Here is a 19078-nt window from a genome sequence, read left to right as displayed (position 1 = left end):
GCGGTACCTCAACGGGAGGTACCGCGGCTTCCGGAACTGACTCGTCAAATTCCGAGAGGGACTGAACAGAAAGCGAACGTGGCGCGCCAATAAAATTGCGTTAGGACTCCATAAGTTGGAGTTTGCCCGTTCAACCCAGCGCCCTTGCGACCTCCTCGCGCGATTTCGAATGAAGCGCCCAGAAGTCGCGGACGCTTCGCCCGGCAAGCTTTTCCTGCAGGACCGAAAGATGCGAGTTCCAGCCCCCGCCGAAATCCTGGAAACCGCTCGGACTGGCGATCTTGCTGTGCGTCAGTATCAGCCGCGTCTTTTCACCCTCCGGCATCAGCTCGTAGGTGACGATACCGTTGTCGCCGCCCTGGAAGGTCGTTTCGAGGAGCCGGGGCGGCTCGAAACGGATCACTCGTTCATTGAAGATGCGGCCCTTGAAGCATTCGTAGCTGTCAGGATAGGAAACGGCCTCGCTCGACAGCTTGTCATGATCGACGAGAAGCTCGAACTCGCCCCCGGCGACGGCGTCGGTGCCCCCCATGAACCATTGCTCGCGAAGTTCTGCTTCGGTGAGATAACGCCATACCGTTTCAGCCGAGGCATCGAGCAACCGCTCGAGGCGGATCGCATCCGGCCCGACGCGTTCGACCACCTTGCTATTCTGGACCAGTAGCTCAGCCATTTTGGATCTCCATCTGCTGTGAAAGTTTATCGAGGATCATCGTCCATCCACGTTGCACGGGCTCGGCGTAATCGGCCCACTGCTCGGGAATTTCGTGGGTAAGGGTCAGCGTGCAGCCCGACACCGAGGGGCTAAATTCGAGGATGACCTTCGACCATTCGCCTTCGCTTGTCCCCGGCCCGCGGAAGAGGAACGCGAGCCGGCGAGGCCGCCCGATCTCGAGAAATTGGCCGTGATGCTCGGCGTCTCCGCCGGGGCGGCGGTCCGTGATCAGGAACCGGCCCCCAACGCGTGCGTCGATATCGCATCGAACGATCCTGCCCTCAGGGGTCGCGAACAGAAAATCCTTCGCCTGCGCCGGATCCAGCCAGGCGTCGAACACGCGCTCGGGAGTCGCGGAAAATTCGCGGCTGACCGTGACGATTGCATTGCTCATTACCGCTTGTCCTGCCCGATCAAGGCCTCGAGGCGGTCGAGGCGGCCCGCCCAGAATTCTTCCCACTGCCTCAGCCAGCTGTCCGCCTCCTCGAGGGGCTTTGCCCTAAGAGTGCAGATCTGCCTCCTGCCCACTTTGCGACGTTCGACGAGGCCAGCGCTTTCGAGGACCTTCACATGCTTGGATGCCCCGGCGAATGTCATCGCGAACGGCTCGCCAAGCTCCCCGATCGACTTGTCTCCAAGTGCAAGGCTCGCAAGCATGCCGCGCCGCGTCGGATCGGCAAGCGCATGAAAAGTCGTATCAAGTCTATTTTCAACCATTCGGTTTACTAATGCGCGAGCCCCGAACGATTGTCAACCAGTTAGTTGAACGACATTCACTTGCCGCGCGAACTCGAAAGTTGAATCGTGCACCATCGACTTTCGGGAAAGGGGAATGTCCTTGAGCATCACGAAGCTTGCGCCGTTCGCGGTCCTGTTTTCCGCCGCGGTTCTCGCAAGCCCGGCACATGCGGTCCCAGCGACCGGGCCGAGCCGCTACCTGGCCGGCTCGGACCTGTTCGGTCTCGAATGGGCAAGCGATCCCCAGATCAGCCCCGACGGCCGCACCATTGCCTACGTTCGCCAGTCCAACGACATCATGACGGACAAGGCCCGTCCCACCATATGGCGCGTCGACGTTGCAACCGGACAGCAGCGTCCCCTCATCGCGGGCGCCGGATCCTATTTTTCTCCCCGCTGGTCGCCCGACGGAACGCGCCTCGCTTATGTTGCCGCCGAGGGCGCAAGCCCTCAGCTCTACGTTCGCTGGATGGCAAGCGGCGAGAGTGCACGGATCACCGGGCTTCCCGACAGCCCTGGCGGCCTCGCCTGGTCGCCCGACGGGCGGCGCATCGCTTATTCGATGCTGGTCCCGGACGATGCCCCGAAGCTCGGCAGCGCGCCGCCCAAGCCGGACGGCGCCAAGTGGGCCGATCCCCTCCAGGTCATCGACCGGGTGACCTATCGCTTCGATGCTGCGGGTTATCTGAAACCGGGATATCGGCAGATCTTCTGGGTCCCCGCCGACGGGGGCGCACCGACACAGCTGACCTTCGGTCCGACCAATGCAGGCGGTGAGGTTTCGTGGGCGCCCGACAGTCGGTCAATCGTCTTCAGCGCTGACCTCTCTCCAAACTGGCAGCGCGAGCCGCTGCAGAGCGAAATCTACCGGATCAGCATCGATGGCGGCGCGCCGGTCGCCCTGACCAGCCGCGACGGGCCTGACAACGCGCCGGCGGTTTCCCCGGACGGCCGCTCGGTCGCCTGGGTCGGGTTCGACGACAAGCATCTAGGCTATCAGAACCGCAGGCTCTCCGTCATGAACATGGATGGGTCGAACAAGCGCGTTCTGACCTCATCGCTCGACCGCTCCGTTTCGAGCCCCGCCTGGTCCGGCGATGGGCGGTCAATCTACGTCCAGGTCGAAGATCGCGGCGTTAACAAGGTCGAGCGCGTCGGTCTTGACGGCTCTGTCCGCGAGGTCGCGAGCGACATGGGATTTGGAGAACTCGATCGTCCTTATGCCGGCGGCGACTTCAGCGTTTCGAGAAACGGCGTGGTTGCATTCACGTCTGGAGATCCATCGCATCCCAACCAGGTGGCGGTGGCTTCAGGGAGCGGCGGTCGACGGCTGACGCACCTGAGCTCCAGCCTGCTCGACTCCAAGGTTCTCGGACAGGTCCAGAAATTTCCTGTTTCCTCGCAATATGATCACCGCCCGATCGATGCCTGGATGGTCACCCCGCCGGACTTCGACCCGGCGAGGAAATATCCAATGATCCTCGAGATCCATGGAGGCCCCTACTCGGCCTATGGCCCGCAATTCTCCAGCGACGACCAGCTTTATGCGGCCCACGGCTATGTCGTCGTCTACTCGAACCCGCGCGGCTCGACGTCGTACGGCGAGGACTTCGCCAATCAGATCGAGAAAGCCTATCCAGGCCACGATTACGACGATCTCATGAGCGTCGTCGACGCAGCAATCGCGACCGGTCACGTCGATCCCGGCAATCTTTTCGTCACTGGCGGTTCCGGCGGCGGGGTTCTCACCTCGTGGATCGTTGGCAAGACCGACCGCTTCCGCGCGGCTGCCGCACAAAAGCCGGTCATCGACTGGGCAAGCTGGGGACTGACGGCGGATATCGCCGGGTTCAGTTCACCCTATTGGTTCGCCAAGCGCCCGTGGGAAGATCCGATGGCTTATTGGCAGCGCTCGCCGCTCAGCCTCGTCGGAAACGTCAAGACCCCCACCCTGGTCGTGGTGGGAAGCGAGGACTATCGGACCCCGGTGAGCGAGGCCGAGCAATATTACGAGGCGCTGCAGCTTCGGGGGATCCCGACCATGCTCGTAAAAGTCCCCGGAGCGAGCCACGAGACGCTGACCGATCGGCCCAGCCAGTCGGCCGCCAAGGCGAGCGCGATCCTTTCCTGGTTCGACCGCTACAGGACCGACAAGGGGATGCCCGCCGCTGCTTCCAACGAAGGGGCTTCCCTCCCCGCGGCACACTAACTATCGGCCATTCCATCCCTTTTTGGGCGCCGCCCAACGCGCGAGCGGCGCCCAATTTCGCGATTGGAGAATCCGATGAAGATATTCCGCTGGCTCGCCGTAAGCAGCTCCGCGATCGTCCTCGCTGCCGTGTCGGCGTCCGCTTCAACCACGAGCGGCATCAGCCCCCAGCGCCTATCGGACATCGACCGCACGATATCCTCGGATGCATTTGAAGGTCGCGGGCCTGCAACCCGCGCCGAAACCAAGACGATCAACTATATTGCCGAACAGTTCGGGGCGGTGGGGCTTCGGCCTGCAGGCGACGTCAGGGGCGGACAGCGCAGCTGGTTCCAGGACGTGCCGCTCCTCAAGTCGGACATCGTGGGCAACCCGCAGTTCACGCTCAATCTCGGGAATGGCAAGTCGCTCCCGCTGCTCCAGGGCAACGAGATCGCACTGCGGGCGCCGCTCAACGGCCAGAAGCTGGTGGCATTTCAAAATGCGCCGCTGCTGTTCGTGGGCTATGGGGTCTCTGCACCCGAGCGCAACTGGGATGATTTCAAAGGTCAGGATGTACGGGGCAAGCTTCTCGTCGTCTTGATCAACGACCCCGATTTCGAAGGCGGAGAGGGCAATTTCGGCGGCAAGGCCATGACTTATTATGGCCGCTGGACCTACAAATATGAGGAGGCAGCCCGTCGCGGGGCCCTGGGCGTGCTCATCGTTCATGAGACCGACCCTGCCGCCTACGGCTGGAACACGGTCAAGAATTCCAACACCAATACGCAGTTCGACATCGTCCGGCAGCAGCCGGAGGCGACCCACACGATCTTCGAGAGCTGGATCCAGCGGCCAGTCGCCGAGCAAATCTTCGCTGCGTCCGGCCTGAACTTCGACCAGGCGAAGGCGCAGGCAAAAACCCGCGCCTTCCGCCCCGTCCCGCTCAAGGCAACTCTCAGCGCCAACGTGCAGGCAAAGGTCGAGACAATCACGTCGCACAACGTGGTGGGCTACCTGCCCGGCAAGAAATATCCCGACGAAACCGTTATCTACTCGGCGCACTGGGATCACCTTGGCATAGGCAAGCCCGATGATCGCGGCGACACCATCTACAATGGCGCCCTCGACAACGCGACCGGCATTGCCCAGCTGATCGAACAGGCGCGCGCCTTCGCTCATGAGCCGCGCACCGATCGGTCGATCGTGTTCCTCGCAGTGACTGCAGAGGAAAAGGGATTGCTCGGCTCAGAATATTACGCGCAGAACCCGCTGTTCCCGGCCGCCAAGACCGCCGGAGTCCTCAATACGGACGGGGGCCAGATCTGGGGCCCCGCCAAGAACTTCACCATTTCCGGAAGCGCCAAGCTGGGTTTGCTCGACATGCTGATATCCGAGGGCAGGAAGCAGGGCCGCTACTACAGCCCCGACCCGCATCCCGAAGCGGGCCACTTCTATCGCTCGGACCATTTCTCTTTCGCCAAGGTCGGAGTGCCCGCGATCAGCTTCGGCGACGGTGATGATCTGGTGAGGGGCGGCGTCGCCCGCGGCGAAGCGCTCAGCAAGGAATATGTCGAGAAGCATTATCACCAGCCGAGCGACGAATGGTCTCCGAATTGGGACTTCAGCGGCATGGCCCAGGACCTGCAGCTTCTCCACGATCTCGGGCGAGATCTTGCCAATTCACGCGCTTGGCCGAACTGGAGCCCGGACAGCGAGTTTCGTGCCGCGCGTGACCGTTCGGCCTCGGAGCGTCCGGGCGACGTTCCAGCGCCCGCGAGTACTGCGAGGAAAGGAGAGCGCGGCTGAGCGCCAGGCTCGGGAGGGACTTCCCGGCGATCTCGACATGCAGAACGAGCCTTGCCGGCTGGCGAGGCCAACGGAGGTTTGGGGCCGGGTGTTTGTCGCCGGTGCGATCGGCCGAGCGGGCTTTCGCCTGAAATCCTTGAAAGCCATGCTCCCCATGCTGGAGGAGACGCTCGAACAAGCGTAATTGCTCGCACCTGCCGCTGATCGACTGGAGACGCTCGCATGGCCGACCTCATCTTCTACACCAATCCCCAATCCCGCGGCCGCATCGTCCGCTGGATGCTCGAGGAAACCGGCGAGCCGTACGACACCGAGATCGTCGGCTATGCTGAAATGAAGAGCGAGGCCTACCTCGCAGTCAATCCCATGGGAAAGGTGCCTGCGATCAAACATCGTGGCCACGTCGTCACTGAATGCGCGGCGATCTGCGCTTATCTCGCCGATGCTTTCCCCGGCTCGGACCTCGGCCCCCGCGAGGGAGAAAAAGCCGATTTTTATCGCTGGCTTTTCTACGCTGCAGGCCCCCTTGAACAGGCCGTCACCAACCATGCTGCGAAGTTTGACCCGACACCCGAGCAGACCCGGATGTTCGGCTACGGCACCTACGACAAGGTCGTTGCCGTGCTCGATGAGCTGTTCACCTTGCATGAATATGTGTGCGGCGCGCGCTTTACTGCGGCCGACGTCTATTTTGGTTCGGCGATCATGTGGGGCACGCAGTTCGGCACGCTCCCTGAGCGCGAAAGCTTCAGTCGGTACAGCGACCGGCTGAAAAGCCGTGAGCAGTTCCAGCGGGCCTGGGCCAAGGACGACGAGGCGGTGGTGCAGATGCAGCAAGCCCAGCCGCACCCCGCTTGAGAAATTCGCGCAGCTAGCGTGGGCTGTCCGCCAGCCACCGCATGATTGCGTCCACCACATGCTCCTGCTCCTCTCCCGTCAGGAGCCGCCCGGCCTCGATTCCGTGCCACTTCGCAAGGCAGGAGCGGCAGCAGGTCCCGGTTGCATGCTGGGCGACGAAGACCGGGTGGCCGCGCCACGGCGTCTGTTTCCCGTCCTTGTAAGGGCGGGCAGGCGCGAGGCGCCTCGCAATCAGGTCCCGGGCATGATCGCGAATGACGCGGGCCCCACGCCCCTCAAGATAGGCGCGATCCTTGTCCCCCAGCGCGAACCGGGAGCGGAACGCGGACAAGGCGAGCTTTTTGAACACGGTATCGAGATCACGCATGGGCGCTTCGCCGCGTCTCATTCATTGCGGGAGCGGTAACCATTTCCCTTTGACCAAGCTTAACACCGACTCGGTTAAATCTGTTTCCGCACCCAGCCTTACCCCCCGGGTGCTTTGCACAAGACCGGTCCTGCCACTTCATCCGCTTGAACCCACGGCAGGACCGGGAATTGCCCTCAAGAACAAAGGGCCGGCGGATCGCTCCGCCGGCCCTTTTCTTTTTGACCTGTGCTGCGCCGGCCTAGCGGCGGTCACCCATGAACCGAAGCAGGAACAGGAACATGTTGATGAAGTCGAGGTAGAGATTGAGCGCTCCGATGACGGCGCTCTTGGCCACGGCCTCGCCGGTCCCTGCAACCGCAAAGTAGATGCTCTTGATTTTCTGCGTGTCGTAGGCGGTGAGGCCCGCGAAGATCAGGACGCCGATGGCGCTGATCGCAAGGTTGAGACCAGGAGAACGCAGGAACAGGTTGATCAGCATCGCGACAAAAAGGCCAACCACGCCCATGATCAGGAACGTGCCAAGCCCGGAAAGATCGCGCTTGGTCGTGTAGCCATAGACGCTCAGGCCCAGGAACGCCGCGGCTGTCGCAAAGAAAGCCTGCGCTATCGATGTACCGGTGTAGACAAGAAACAGGCTCGAGAACTGCACTCCGACGAGCGCAGCGTAAGCCCAGAACAGCGCCTGAGCCGTGCCGGCCGAGATGCGGTTGATGCCGAAGCCGAGCATGAAGACGATCGCCAGCGGCGCAAACAGCGCGATCCAGAACAGGGGCGTCGCCTGGCCTGTCGCCGGGTTGACGATGAGCTGGATGAGGCTGCTGTTTGCAAACAGCATCGCGACTATGCCGGTGAGCAGCACGCCCGATGCCATGTAGTTGTAAACAGAAAGCATGTACGACCGAAGGCCCGCATCGCGGGCAGCGCGCGGTACACCTACCGTCGCGGCGTTCACGCCGGTCGTTTGCGGGTCTTGCCAAATGGCCATTTGTTCTCCTCTCGCGCGGGCGAAGGGCCCGTTCGCTGCAACCGAATATCGTGAAACCCTTAAGCGACTTCAAGCGAAACCGGTCAATGTAGATGCCGCGTTTATCAGTTCTTGCAGAACGGCAGATTAACGGCATTGCCGTTCGGGCCTTCGAATGCGACACTGGATCAAGTCGATCGGGGGGAGCCAGCGCATTGGTTCGACGCCTTGCAGTGTTCGCGCTTGCCTTGCTTGCCTGGCTTGCAACGACCGTTCCCGCACCTGCAGCACCCGCCCGGATCGTCGCCGTCGGCGATCTCCACGGGGACTTCGACGCATGGATGTCCATTGCCCGCACCGCAGGCCTCATCGATGCCCGCGGTCGCTGGGCCGGCGGAAACACCATCCTTGTCCAGATGGGCGACATCACGGATCGCGAACCGGACTCGCTCAAGATCATCCGCGACATTCAGCGGTTGCAGAAGGAGGCGCCGCACAAGGGCGGAAAGGTCTTCGTCGTCCTTGGCAATCACGAGGCGATGAACCTTCTGGGGGATAACCGGTACACGACAGCCGGAGAATATGCCGCCTTTGCGGACAGCCAGTCGGCCGCGCGCCGCGACCGCGTCTACGGGGCCAATCGCGCCAATCTCGAAGCGGCCTTCCGAGCGCAGGATCCCAAGCTCACGACTGAGCAGATAAAGCAGAAGTGGATGGCCGAGCATCCCCTCGGCTGGGTCGAGCATCGCCTCGCCTGGCAGCCGCAGGGCGAGCTTGGGAAATGGGCAGCTGCGAACCCCGCGATCCTGAAGATTGGCGACACGTTGTTCGCGCATGGCGGCATTAGCATCGAATATGCCCGCCTTCCCCTGGCGATGGTCAACCAGCGGGTCGCCGCAGCGATGGCGGCGGCCGATGAAAGCCCTGGCTCGGTGCTGACCGATCCTCTGGGGCCGCTGTGGTATCGCGGACTCGTTCAGGCCGATCCCGATGCTCAGGCGGCGCGCGCAGCGGCCAAGCCTCCGTCGGCAGCGCCCGCTCCGGGCCAGGAACTGGACGCGGTTCTGAACGCCTATGGCGCGCGGCGTCTCATCATCGCGCACACTCCCAGCCTCCAGGGCATCCAGATCACCGGCAACGGCCGCCTTGCACGCATCGATACCGGAATTTCTCGATTCTACGGCGGGCAGCTCAGCTGGCTCGAGATCACCCGGGCTCAAATGGTCCCTCACTCGGTTCCAAGACCGCAGTGACGACAAGGAGCGGCAAATGAAGGCCTTGATCAGCGCAGTGACCCTTGCTTTCGCGGCACCCGCGGCGGCGCAAGCTCTTGAACCCCTGTTTGCAAGCTCCGACCCGATCCACATTACGATCCAGGCCCCTCTCAGCAGCATCTCGCGCAATCGCGATAATCCGCCGCCGATTGCTGGAACGCTCACCGATCCTGCAGGCCAGGCGCTTCCCGTCTCGCTTGCGCTTCGCAGCACCACGAGGCGCAGCTCCGACGTCTGCGATTTCCCTCCGCTGCGAGTGACCTTCACAACGCCGCCTCCCCCAACCTCGGTGTTCGCTCACCAGAAGCGGCTCAAGCTCGTTACCCACTGCCGGAACGCGGCGTCATTCCAGCAATATGTACTGCTCGAATATTCGGCATACCGCATGATGAACGTGCTGAGCCCTCGAAGCTTTCGAGTGAGGCTTGCGAACATCGATTATTCAGGCGCCGACGGGCGCCCGATCATTTCGCGCATCGGCTATTTTCTCGAGGAGCTGAAGGAGGTCGCCAAACGCAACGGGATGAAGGAAACGCACGGGCCCTCGCGGATACCGGTCACAGACCTCAGTCCCGCGGACGCGGCGCGATACGCGCTTTTCCAGCATATGATCGCAAACCACGACTGGTCGATGCGAGCCGGGCCCGAAGGCCATGATTGCTGTCACAATGCGGAGCTCATCGGCCCGCTTGCCCCGGGCTCGACCATACCTATTCCCTACGACTTCGATTTCTCGGGCTTCGTCAATCCGCCTTACGCCACCCCGCCCGACGAACTGCATCTCAGCAGCGTCCGCGAACGTCTCTACCGCGGTTATTGCATGCACAACGGGGAGGCGATTGCTGCGGCGCGCGAGTTCCGCGCAGCGCACGCCCAGCTAATCGCGGCGTTGACCGCCACCCCCGGCATGGAGCCAAAGACCCAGCAGCGCGCGATTGCTTTCCTCGATCCGTTCTTCACTGACATCTCAACGGATCAGTCGGTCACGAGCCGCGTGCTCAATCGCTGCGTTAACTAGGCTTCTTCTTTTCGATGATCGCTGCAGTCTTCTCGACGACGACAATCGACTCGTCGACGCCGTCATAGTCCGCAAGAAAGCGCTTCATGCCGGCGCGCTCACCATATTCGGTGATCCAGAGTACCGCGAAACAATAGTTGAAGGCGATGCTGATCACTGCGGCGAGCTCGATCGCGCCGATGCCGGCACTCAAGCCGATGCCGACCGCAAGTAGGATGAACAGCGCATCGCCCGAACTCTTGAGCGAGTTTCGAAACCGCACCGCGCCTGCAATGCCGGCAAGCGAAAATGCGAGTGCAAGCGAGTTCTGGACAATGATCACTATGCCGGTAACCACCATCGGGAGGACGATGATCGTATTGACCAGCGACTGGTCATACTCCTGGCCCCCGCGCACCGTCATGTAGACCCAGCTCACCGGCAGGGAGACGATGATCGCGGCAATGATCGCGACCACCAGCCAGAAGACGCTCTGTCCGAAATTGGCGACATGAGCTGCTCGTACAGCCTCGCTCGCCTGCAACGGGTTCTTGGTGGGTTGGCTGATGAGCTGCTCAACTCCGCCGATCGGCAGATACCCCCGAAGCTCGGGCCACAGCTTCAAGGCCAAGAAGACGGCGACCCCGATCAAAAGGTAATAGGCCGTGATCTCGAGAAGCAGTTTTCCTGCACGCATTCCCTGTCCCCCATCCAAGCGCCCGCGGCGCGTTCAGTTCAATCAGTCAGTTCCGATGCTTCATGGTCGTCTTTGGCCGGCTCACAGCATAGTTCGCGATCGGCCTCAGGACACCGTAGCGCTCCTTCAGGGGCTCGTGACCGAGCGGCGGCCAAGCGATTTCTGCGAGCGGGAGCTCGGTATCCGGCACGCGGTCGAGCAGATCCCTCAGGAGAGTCAGCCGGCCGAGCGGCTGGTCGTTGAAATCAACCAGAGTCCAGGGCGCAAAATCGGTGTGGGTCGCTGCGAGCATGAGCTCGCGCGCCTCCGTGTAATCGTCGTAATGTTCGCGTGCCTTGATATCGATGGGCGAGAGCTTCCAGCGCTTCATCGGGTTATGCAGCCGGTTCTGGAACCGTTCTTCCTGCACGGCCTGGTCGCAGCACAGCCAATATTTGTAGAGCAGCATTCCGTCATCGATGAGGTGACGCTCGAATTCCGGCGCGGCATTGAGAAAGTCCTGGGTCTGGTCGGGCGTGCAGAAGCCCATGACCTTTTCCACTCCGGCCCGGTTGTACCAGCTGCGATCGAACAGCACGATCTCGCCGGCGGCGGGGAGATGCTCGATGTAGCGCTGGAAATACCATTGGGATTTCTCGCGCTCGCTGGGCGAGGGCAGCGCGACGATCCGACATTGGCGGGGGTTCAAGAGCCGCGCGAACATGTCGATCGAGCCGCCCTTGCCTGCGGTATCCCGGCCCTCGAAGAGAACGACCATGCGCTGATCGGTCTCTGAGACCCATCGCGCCATCGCGCTGAGCTCCTTGGCCATCGGCTTCAGAAGCTCGGCATATTCAACTTCGCTGAGCTTGCTTTCCCCGCTCATCCGCGCCCCCTGCAGAGGGCGACGTTGTTGCACGACAAAGCCGCGATTGAAACACCGGTGCGGGCCCCCCTTTCAGGAACCCATTGCAGAGCGCGCCTCCCTGCCAACGCTGACATTCCCTTCTCGTTCGCTCGCCGCGCTTGCGCACGATTGCAGAGCGGCCGCCCTACGCTTACTCGTCCAACTTCCACACGGCCGTTTTTTGCGAGGTAACCTTGCGCCCAGTCCGCACGCCGATCGCCGCCCTCCTCCTGTCTTCGGTCCTTGCAACGGGCGCTTTTGCGACGCCCGTCGATCAAGCACACTATTCCCAGCTTCGCTGGCGGCTGCTCGGGCCGTTCCGCGCCGGTTGGGCTGAGATGATCGAGGGAATTCGCGACAAGCCGAATTCCTATGTTTTCGGCGCCTCCGGGGGCGGCATCTGGCGCACCGACGACGCCGGCCAGACCTGGACATCTCTGTTCGATCGCGGCGCAAGCTCGGCGATCGGCGCGATTGCAATCGCACCGTCAAATCCGAGCATCATCTATGCAGGCGGCGGTCAGCCCGAGCCGCGTTACGACGTCCAGTCCGGCCGCGGCGTCTACAAGTCTCTCGATGGCGGCGCGACGTGGACCGATCTGGGCCTTGCCGATACGCGCTACATCGGCCGCATCTGGGTAAGTCCGACCGACCCGAACACCGTGGTAGTCGCCGCCGTAGGCCATTTCTTCGGCGCGAGCGATGCGCGCGGAATCTACCGCTCGACTGACGGCGGCAGAAGCTGGACGCACGCGCTTGCGCCCGGAGGCTTCACCGGCGCCAACGACGTGGTCAGCGATCCTTCGAACCCGCGGACGCTGTTTGCATCGACGTGGGACGCAAGACAGTGGCCCTGGCAGAGCTATTTCACCGAGATTTCCGGGCCCGGCAGTGCGGTCTGGCGATCCGACGATCAAGGCGCGCATTGGCGAAGGCTGTCCGGCGGCGGCTGGCCAACCGGACCACTTGGCAGGACCAGCCTCGCAGCAACGCGCAAGGGCGGAAAGATCCGGCTCTATGCGGTCGTCGATTCCAAGACGAACGGCGGTCTGTGGCGCTCCGACGACGGCGGCGCCCATTGGACGAAAGTCAATTCCGAGAAGGCGTTCGCGAGCTATTATTTCAACCGGGTGACGGTCGATCCCAGGAACCCCGATGTCGTTTATCTGGTCGGGCAGTCGATGCGACGCTGCGACCAGGGCGGCGCGCATTGCACCATCTTCCGCGGAAGCCCCGGCGGGGACGATTATCACTCGATCTGGATAAGCCCCAGGGACGCCGGCCACATGGCTGAAGGATCGGACCAGGGCGCTGCAATCACGGTCAACGGCAACCGCAGCTGGAGCAGCTGGTACAATCAGCCTACCGGCCAGTTCTACCACCTCGCGGCCGACAACCGCTTCCCTTACTGGATCTATTCGGGCCAACAGGACAGCGGTACGGTCGCGATCGCCAGCCGCAGCGACTACGGCGCGCCCAACATGCGGGATTGGCACCCCGTCGGAGGTGACGAGCGCGACTACGACATCCCGGATCCTGTCGATCTCAATATCGTCTATGGATCCGGCCTTGGCGGCCGCGTCAGTCGATGGGATGCGCGAACCGGCGAAGTTGCCGACGTGTCCCCCTGGCCGGTGCAGAATTATGGCCTCAGGCCGACGCTCGTCGCCCACCATTTCAACTGGGTCACTCCACTCGTCGCCTCGCGCTCAGGCCCGCCCTCTCTCTATCTTGGTGGCGACGTAATCTTCAGAACGGGCGACCGGGGCGCAAGCTGGTCGATCATCAGTCCCGATCTCACTGGCAAGCGCCCCGGCGCGCAGCATTGCGATGGCGACGTAACGCTCGAAGCGGCGCTTCCCTGCGGCTACGGCACCATCACTGCAATCGAGCCTTCGCCCCATTCCGCTGCCGAAATCTGGGCCGGAAGCGATACCGGCATCCTCAGCATCACCCGCGATGGCGGCGCCAGCTGGTCGCAGGCACAGCTTCCCGGCGTCGCGCCCTGGAGCAAGATATCGAGCATCGACCTCTCGCCACTCGATCGCTCCACGGCCTACGTTGCTGTCGACGGGCAGCGGATCGACGACTGGCGCCCACACGTCTTTCGGACCCATGACGGCGGTCGTAGCTGGATCGAGGTCACGCGCGGCCTTCCTTCCAGCCAGGTCGTCAGCGCGGTGCGCGCCGATCCCGTCCGCCGGGGTCTGATCTATGCCGGAAACGAGACCAGCGTCTTCGTGAGCTTCGATGACGGGGACAATTGGCAGCCGCTGCGACAGAACCTGCCGACCGCCTGGGCCCGTGACCTCCTGGTCCACGGAGACGAACTCATTGTGGCAACTCAGGGACGCGCGATCTGGGCGCTCGGCGATCTTGCGCTGCTGCGCCAGCTGGGTTCGGACGGCGGTGCGCCGGCGGCACGTCTCTTCACGCCTGCTCCAGCCTATCGCGTGCGTCTCAACAACAACCATGACACGCCGCTCGCACCGGAAACCCCGGTGGGTCAGAACCCGCCGGAGGGAGCCGTCATCGACTATTGGCTGGCAAGCCCTGCACGCGGTCCGGTCACGCTCGAAATCCGCGATGCGTCCGGTTCGCTTGTCCGTCGCTACTCAAGCAGCGACAAGGCGATGAACCTTCCTGCCGAGCGGTACTTCGCAGCGGAATGGGTGAAGCCCGAGCCGATACTCGCCGCAACCCAAGGAGCACACCGCTGGGTATGGGACCTCAGGCGGCCACGGCCCAAAGCCGTTACCTACAATTATTCGATCGCTGCGATTCCGGGTCTCGACACCCCGCTCGACCCGCGAGGTCAGCTTGTTGAGCCCGGTCGCTACACGGCCGTTCTCACCGTCGACGGCCGCCAACAGTCCACGACCTTCGAGGTCCTTCCGGATCCGCGAGTCATCGGGGCCGATTACCACGCCGCGCGTCTCTTCTCGGAAAGCCTTTACGAACCTATGGAAAAGGCCTGGCGCGGCTATGCCGAAACCAGGGCCGTTCGCGACGCGCTCGACAAGCGTATCGCCGGGATCCGCGATCCTGCACTGCTGACACAAGCGAAGGCATTAAGGGCCAAGCTTGAACCTCCAGTCACGCCCAACGCGGGCTTTGAGGGTGAAAGCAACACGCTTGCCGCCCTCGAGACATCGGCGGAAGCGGCGGATTCCGCGCCTTCCACCGGCTTGCAGCAGATCGCCGCCGAGACGGTTTCGACCGTCAACCGCGACTGGGCGGCATGGCAGCAGATCAGGGCCAACGATCTTGAGCAGCTCAATCGGCGCCTCGCTGCTGCGCGCCTTCAGCCCATTGTCGTTCCACCGGAAGGCGAACTCCATGCGGAACCACCGTCGGGGGGCGAAGAGCTGCCCTGAGCAAGATGCTTCTCAACGACGCGACTGACGGCGGCTCAATGGCGGCAGACGTGTCGTGTGCGTTATTGGCAAACCATGCACCGACTGTTCGTCGCCATCCGTCCGCCGGAATTCATCCGTGACCTGCTCATCGACGCAATGGACGACAGTCCGGACTTTCGCTGGCAGGACGAAGAACAGCTTCACCTGACACTGCGCTTCATCGGCGAGGTCGAACGGCCCCTCGCCAACGACATTGCCGATGCCCTTTCGAGCATCCGGGCGCAGCGGTTCGATCTGCGCATCAAGGGCGTCGGACGTTTCGAGCAACGCAGTAGCGGAGCGCTCTGGGCCGGTGTCGATCCAAGGGCGCCCGTTGGTGCCCTGGCCGCGAAGGTCGAGCGATCGTGTCAACAGGTCGGCCTTGAACCCGAGCGGCGCGCCTACCACCCGCACATTACGCTTGCGCGGTGGAAGGGACGTCGCACCCGTGAGCTGCACGATTACCTCACGCGCCAGGCGGCCCTTTCATCGGAGCCCTTTGCAATTACCGGCTTCACGCTGTTCGAGAGCCGGTTATCCCGTCACGGCGCCCATTACCAAGAAGTCGCGAACTACGAGCTTCAATAGCTTGCTCAGGTCGCGAGCCGAAGCCGCTGCTCGACCTTGTAGCCGTACATGCTTGCTCCGTTCCAGCGCTTGAGGAGCACGGGAGCGCTCTGCCTCACCAGTACCGTGCCTGATTTGTCGCCGCGACGCAGCAGGCAGGCGCCGCGCGTATTTTCGACCCATGCAGACCTCCAGGGATCGCTTGGGTATTGCGCCTTCATGATGGGTCCTGCGCGCGTGAGCAGATCAAGTGCACCTGCATAATCACTGCGGCGGCACTGGAGATCGGCAAGATCGACCATGATCGGCGCCACAAGACGCGTGCCATGCAAGCGGGCAGCGGCGAGCGCTCGGGAGAGCAGAGCCTCGGCTTGCGCCAATTCCCCCATCCCTTCCTTTGCAAGCGCGAGGTTGGAAAAGAAAAAGGCCAGATCGTCATGCGTATCGCTGCGCTCGGCGAGGTAGAGGTTCACGCTTCGGTCCAGCAGCGGCTCGGCTTCGGCAAACTTGCGCTGCTCCACGAGTACGCGCCCAAGATTGTTCAACTTGACGGCCAGATCGGGATGATTGGGACCCAATATCTGTTCGTCGATCGCAAGCGCTTGCCGCCAGTAGCTTTCCGCGGCCTGCGGGTTGCGCTGCAAATATGCATCGTTTCCCAGGTTATTGAGATCATTGGATAAGTCGGGATTGAGCCTGCCCCCCGCCGCGAGCCGAATGGCGACGGCCTTCGAGTAATAATCGCGGCTTGCCGCGAGATCGCCTGCAAACTGCGCAGTCAGTCCGGCCGCCGCGAGATCGCGGGCAACGTCCGCCGACCTCCGGCCTTCGTGATTTTGATCCCACGCCAACGCAGCACGTGCCGTGCGCATCGCCTCGCCATAGCGGTCGAGCGCCGAGAGTGCCTCGGCCTTTCCAATCAGCAGACGCGAGTAGAGCGAAAGATCCTGCAATCGCCCGGGTGAGGGGACCAGTCGAAGGGCACGATCGAAGGTCCGCACGGCGTCATCGTAATTGCTCTGCAGGGCCTGCGAGGAACCAAGAACGCCCAATTGCCGCGCTCGGGTTTCCGTCCGCGCGACCTTCAGCGAAAGCGAATTGTGAATAATGGCATCGGCGCGCCGATAGGAGCCAAGGCCCATGTAGACCTCGCTCAAGGTGCTCATGAGCTCGGCCTTCACGTCCGGTTCACTGTCGAGCTGGCCCTCGATCTCCCGCGCGCCGCGGTCGAGCACCTCGATCGCAGTGATCGACCGGCCCTTGGCTTCGGATGGATCGGAAACCTGGAAAAGGCCTTTGACGAAGTCGGTCGTGCGCTGCGCAGCGAGAGTCTGCTGGCGCGCGATATCGCGTTGCCGGACTGCTTCGGCACGGGAAATGAACGCGAATACAGCAAGTGCGGACATGACGAGGCATCCGGCGCCGGCGGCAGTCGCGAGGGCAAGAAGCCGGCGGTGGCGGCGTGCCTGCTCCCGCTGCCGAAGCTCGTCGTAGCGAACGCCCACGATCCCCGCGACGAGCTTCAGGAATGCCGAGCGCTTGCCGTCGCCGGCCCTACGCGCATCGGCGGCGAGAGGTTCACCGCCAAGCTCGAGGAGCGCTGGCGGAAAGATGGCGCTGTCCGATCGCACCGGATCAGCCGGGCCGTCAAACTCCGGAACGATGAGGCACTGGATCCGGTCTCGCCTGCCGAGTGCCGCAAACTCGCGCACCTCCTCGTTGACCCAGCGCGATTTCGCCGCGTTCGTCGAACAGATGACGATCAGGCTATTCGCGCCCTGCAGCGCCTCGCGCACTGAGCTTGCAAGATCGGTGGAGGCAGCCAGTTCTTCCCTGTCCTGGAAAACCGGCGGCAGTCGGCGCTCAAGGGGCCCAAGCGGACTGTCGCGGCCGACCAGCGCCTTTGGCAGCCGGTAGCGCTCGAGCTCGCGGTGAAGCCACCCCGCCCATCGCCTGTCCCGATGATTGTAACTGATGAAGGCTGAATAGCGCACCGTTCAGCCTCCCCTTTCGGTGTTTCAGCCCGGCTGGTACGCGTGCCTGGGGCGCCGCCTCAAGGTAGCGCCAATCAGGCCAAGACCAATCAGCATAAGTGCCCAGCTGCCCGGCTCCGGGACAGCGGCCGGATTCGTGAACAGGAACGCCCAGATTCCGTTGGCACCACCAAAGTTGCTCTGCATCGGCGTAAAGCTGACGAACTGCGGCGGCTGCGGGGCACTGGGATTGAAATCGTCCGCGGAGAAGTTGAGGCCGCCGAGGTTGAAGCCGATGTTGGTGCATTCGTTGATGCACTGAAGGATGAGCTCGAAGTCTCCAGGATTGCCGCTGCCGGACTTGTCGATGAACTGAAAAATCGCGGAATCGGTCATCGGGCCGTAGCAGGCCATTGTGATCCCGCTGATGTCGCAGTCCGACGTGTCCGCGGGAGCCGGTCCGTTGAGGTTGTAGGCGACGCCGAAGTCGAAAGTCGACGCTTCGCTCACCGGGTGCAACGGCGTCGAGGTTTCGGTGGCATTGCCGAGCCTCACTGCCGGTCTCTGCTGGAAGGGGTCACTGCCTCCGATCACCTTTGCAAAAAGGACATCTGAGGGCGAGCTCGTGAACGTCAGTCCGACAGCGGCAAGTGCAGGACCGCTCGGCTGGACAGTGAACGAGGAAGGAAGCTGGACGGTTACGCTCGATTGCAGACCGGCGCCGTAATTCACCGGGAATGGGAGAGCCATGGTCTGGGCGTTGTCCGCATCGCTCCAGATCTCATCGGTATTATTGTCAATCGGGACGCCGCGGTCGGCCATCGCGGGACCGCCAGCAAGGCCGAGGCAAAGAGCGAGCAGCACCAGCGCACAAACAAGATCGAGCCGCTTCTTCAAGGCTCGCAACACGCAACTACGCACTGGCCCCTCCAAGGGAATGTGGCGATTCGGCAAGGTTAACCAGTGTTTAACATCCCCGTTAGCAAGGCAAGCGCAAACGCTGTCAGCGCGTCATCGTAACCTGCCGTAGGCCGTTCTTCCGCCGAGCACGGTCGCCAGCACCTTGAGGTGTCAGATCTTCCGCGCCTTCAGGATCAGCGCTCCGAGCTCGTAATTGTGCATCTACTGCGAGCCCTTGAGGTCGACTTCTCGATTGGACTTGCTGCCTCAGTGCCGACTGGCCCCTCTCGAGGCGGTTTGGCTAGCCGATGAGGCCAGTCATCCGCGCGAGGAAGATGAGAACCATTGCACCGATGATCGCCTCGATGAAGCCTGCCGGGTGGAACGGCTGGTCCCTTGTCGAGGGATGCAGCATCCGACCGGCGAAACCCGCAAGGAACGAACCTGCAACACCAAGCACAGCGCTCGCTATCAGTCCCATGTGAACGGCGCCCGGGTAGAAGAACCGCGCCAGGATGCCTACAATGAGACCGACGACGATCATCACGACATAATGCATGATCCACTCCTTGGTTGTGCGCGTGAACATGGCCGGCCCGCCGAGCCTCGCTCCGACCAAACAGCTATACGCCGGATGCCGATCCAAGTGTAGGTGGAGGTGTGGCAATCCGTTACGGCGCACCCATATAGCGCAAGCGCGTTGACCCGAGCGTCGGCGAGCACTACCACTAGAACATAAACGGA

At 62.7% G+C, this 19078-nt stretch carries 17 protein-coding genes; 7 read left to right on the top strand and 10 right to left on the bottom strand.

Annotated features, from left to right (window positions below):
• Positions 1–130: 130 nt before the first annotated feature.
• The 3 genes from V8192_RS12970 to V8192_RS12960 are packed head-to-tail and all read right to left on the bottom strand — an operon-like array spanning position 131 to position 1432.
• The gene (locus V8192_RS12970; RefSeq protein WP_341633522.1) at positions 131–673 is read right to left on the bottom strand and encodes an SRPBCC family protein; all 543 of its coding nucleotides are present in this window, start codon (positions 671–673) and stop codon (positions 131–133) included.
• Positions 666–1109, bottom strand: a complete 444-nt coding sequence (locus tag V8192_RS12965) for an SRPBCC family protein (protein WP_341633521.1) — start codon at positions 1107–1109, stop codon at positions 666–668. The genes V8192_RS12970 and V8192_RS12965 overlap by 8 nt, the downstream gene beginning before the upstream one ends.
• On the bottom strand, positions 1109–1432 hold the full coding sequence (locus tag V8192_RS12960; protein WP_341633520.1) for an ArsR/SmtB family transcription factor: 324 nt from the start codon (positions 1430–1432) through the stop codon (positions 1109–1111). Before V8192_RS12960 ends, V8192_RS12965 begins: the two co-directional genes overlap by 1 nt.
• A gap of 121 nt (positions 1433–1553) precedes the next feature.
• Between V8192_RS12960 and V8192_RS12955 the strand changes: the two genes are divergently transcribed.
• The 3 genes from V8192_RS12955 to V8192_RS12945 all read left to right on the top strand — a co-directional run bounded on the left by V8192_RS12955 (position 1554) and on the right by V8192_RS12945 (position 6308).
• Positions 1554–3662, top strand: coding sequence for a prolyl oligopeptidase family serine peptidase (locus V8192_RS12955; protein WP_341633519.1), 2109 nt, complete (start codon positions 1554–1556; stop codon positions 3660–3662).
• A gap of 75 nt (positions 3663–3737) precedes the next feature.
• Positions 3738–5450, top strand: coding sequence for a M28 family metallopeptidase (locus V8192_RS12950; protein ID WP_341633518.1), 1713 nt, complete (start codon positions 3738–3740; stop codon positions 5448–5450).
• Between the two features lie 222 nt (positions 5451–5672).
• On the top strand, positions 5673–6308 hold the full coding sequence (locus V8192_RS12945; RefSeq protein WP_341633517.1) for a glutathione S-transferase family protein: 636 nt from the start codon (positions 5673–5675) through the stop codon (positions 6306–6308).
• A 13-nt stretch (positions 6309–6321) separates the two neighbouring features.
• Here V8192_RS12945 and V8192_RS12940 read toward each other — a convergent pair whose 3' ends face one another.
• Entirely contained in the window at positions 6322–6696 is a 375-nt protein-coding gene (locus V8192_RS12940; RefSeq protein WP_341633516.1) for a DUF4186 domain-containing protein, read from the bottom strand.
• A gap of 220 nt (positions 6697–6916) precedes the next feature.
• Positions 6917–7663 (bottom strand): Bax inhibitor-1/YccA family protein, encoded by a 747-nt coding sequence (locus V8192_RS12935; RefSeq protein ID WP_341633515.1) that lies wholly within the window; start codon positions 7661–7663, stop codon positions 6917–6919.
• A gap of 194 nt (positions 7664–7857) precedes the next feature.
• Between V8192_RS12935 and V8192_RS12930 the strand changes: the two genes are divergently transcribed.
• Entirely contained in the window at positions 7858–8895 is a 1038-nt protein-coding gene (locus tag V8192_RS12930) for a metallophosphoesterase (protein WP_341633514.1), read from the top strand.
• Between the two features lie 16 nt (positions 8896–8911).
• Positions 8912–9934, top strand: coding sequence for a hypothetical protein (locus tag V8192_RS12925; RefSeq protein ID WP_341633513.1), 1023 nt, complete (start codon positions 8912–8914; stop codon positions 9932–9934).
• On the opposite strand, the gene V8192_RS12920 is transcribed toward V8192_RS12925, so the two are convergent.
• Together V8192_RS12920 and ppk2 are read right to left on the bottom strand one after the other, a co-directional pair.
• Positions 9927–10610: a DUF4956 domain-containing protein gene (locus V8192_RS12920; RefSeq protein ID WP_341633512.1), complete on the bottom strand. Its 684-nt coding sequence runs from the start codon at positions 10608–10610 to the stop codon at positions 9927–9929. The two genes, V8192_RS12925 and V8192_RS12920, sit on opposite strands and share 8 nt — an antisense overlap.
• A gap of 46 nt (positions 10611–10656) precedes the next feature.
• Positions 10657–11475 carry a polyphosphate kinase 2 gene (gene ppk2, locus V8192_RS12915; protein WP_341633511.1) on the bottom strand — a complete coding sequence of 273 codons (819 nt, stop codon included), beginning with the start codon at positions 11473–11475 and terminating at the stop codon, positions 10657–10659.
• Positions 11476–11690: 215 nt separating this feature from the next.
• Between ppk2 and V8192_RS12910 the strand changes: the two genes are divergently transcribed.
• Both V8192_RS12910 and thpR read left to right on the top strand, forming a co-directional pair.
• Positions 11691–14873 (top strand): WD40/YVTN/BNR-like repeat-containing protein, encoded by a 3183-nt coding sequence (locus tag V8192_RS12910; RefSeq protein WP_341633510.1) that lies wholly within the window; start codon positions 11691–11693, stop codon positions 14871–14873.
• Positions 14874–14948: 75 nt separating this feature from the next.
• On the top strand, positions 14949–15482 hold the full coding sequence (gene thpR / locus V8192_RS12905) for an RNA 2',3'-cyclic phosphodiesterase (RefSeq protein ID WP_341633509.1): 534 nt from the start codon (positions 14949–14951) through the stop codon (positions 15480–15482).
• Positions 15483–15487: 5 nt separating this feature from the next.
• Here the strand turns inward: thpR and V8192_RS12900 are convergent, their stop codons facing one another.
• The 3 genes from V8192_RS12900 to V8192_RS12890 form a co-directional block, all read right to left on the bottom strand.
• A complete protein-coding gene (locus tag V8192_RS12900; RefSeq protein ID WP_341633508.1) occupies positions 15488–17455 on the bottom strand; it encodes a tetratricopeptide repeat protein in 1968 nt (655 codons plus the stop codon).
• A gap of 24 nt (positions 17456–17479) precedes the next feature.
• Positions 17480–18355 (bottom strand): PEPxxWA-CTERM sorting domain-containing protein, encoded by an 876-nt coding sequence (locus tag V8192_RS12895; protein ID WP_341633507.1) that lies wholly within the window; start codon positions 18353–18355, stop codon positions 17480–17482.
• A gap of 280 nt (positions 18356–18635) precedes the next feature.
• On the bottom strand, positions 18636–18923 hold the full coding sequence (locus V8192_RS12890; protein ID WP_341633506.1) for a GlsB/YeaQ/YmgE family stress response membrane protein: 288 nt from the start codon (positions 18921–18923) through the stop codon (positions 18636–18638).
• Positions 18924–19078 lie beyond the last annotated feature (155 nt).

The organism is Sphingomonas agri, from assembly GCF_038148795.1.
In the GTDB taxonomy this organism is placed as follows: domain Bacteria; phylum Pseudomonadota; class Alphaproteobacteria; order Sphingomonadales; family Sphingomonadaceae; genus Sphingomicrobium; species Sphingomicrobium agri.
Note: the sequence above shows the minus strand (reverse complement) of the source record. Positions and strands in the feature narration are given on the sequence as shown.

Bases quoted from the DNA above. Each gene is read 5' to 3' on its own strand.
- V8192_RS12970 (WP_341633522.1), bottom strand. From the start codon at position 673: ATGGCTGAGCTACTGGTCCAGAATAGCAAGGTGGTCGAACGCGTCGGG.
- V8192_RS12965 (WP_341633521.1), bottom strand. From the start codon at position 1,109: ATGAGCAATGCAATCGTCACGGTCAGCCGCGAATTTTCCGCGACTCCC.
- V8192_RS12960 (WP_341633520.1), bottom strand. From the start codon at position 1,432: ATGGTTGAAAATAGACTTGATACGACTTTTCATGCGCTTGCCGATCCG.
- V8192_RS12950 (WP_341633518.1), top strand. From the start codon at position 3,738: ATGAAGATATTCCGCTGGCTCGCCGTAAGCAGCTCCGCGATCGTCCTC.
- V8192_RS12945 (WP_341633517.1), top strand. From the start codon at position 5,673: ATGGCCGACCTCATCTTCTACACCAATCCCCAATCCCGCGGCCGCATC.
- V8192_RS12940 (WP_341633516.1), bottom strand. From the start codon at position 6,696: ATGAGACGCGGCGAAGCGCCCATGCGTGATCTCGATACCGTGTTCAAA.
- V8192_RS12935 (WP_341633515.1), bottom strand. From the start codon at position 7,663: ATGGCCATTTGGCAAGACCCGCAAACGACCGGCGTGAACGCCGCGACG.
- V8192_RS12925 (WP_341633513.1), top strand. From the start codon at position 8,912: ATGAAGGCCTTGATCAGCGCAGTGACCCTTGCTTTCGCGGCACCCGCG.
- V8192_RS12920 (WP_341633512.1), bottom strand. From the start codon at position 10,610: ATGCGTGCAGGAAAACTGCTTCTCGAGATCACGGCCTATTACCTTTTG.
- ppk2 (WP_341633511.1), bottom strand. From the start codon at position 11,475: ATGAGCGGGGAAAGCAAGCTCAGCGAAGTTGAATATGCCGAGCTTCTG.
- thpR (WP_341633509.1), top strand. From the start codon at position 14,949: ATGCACCGACTGTTCGTCGCCATCCGTCCGCCGGAATTCATCCGTGAC.
- V8192_RS12890 (WP_341633506.1), bottom strand. From the start codon at position 18,923: ATGTTCACGCGCACAACCAAGGAGTGGATCATGCATTATGTCGTGATG.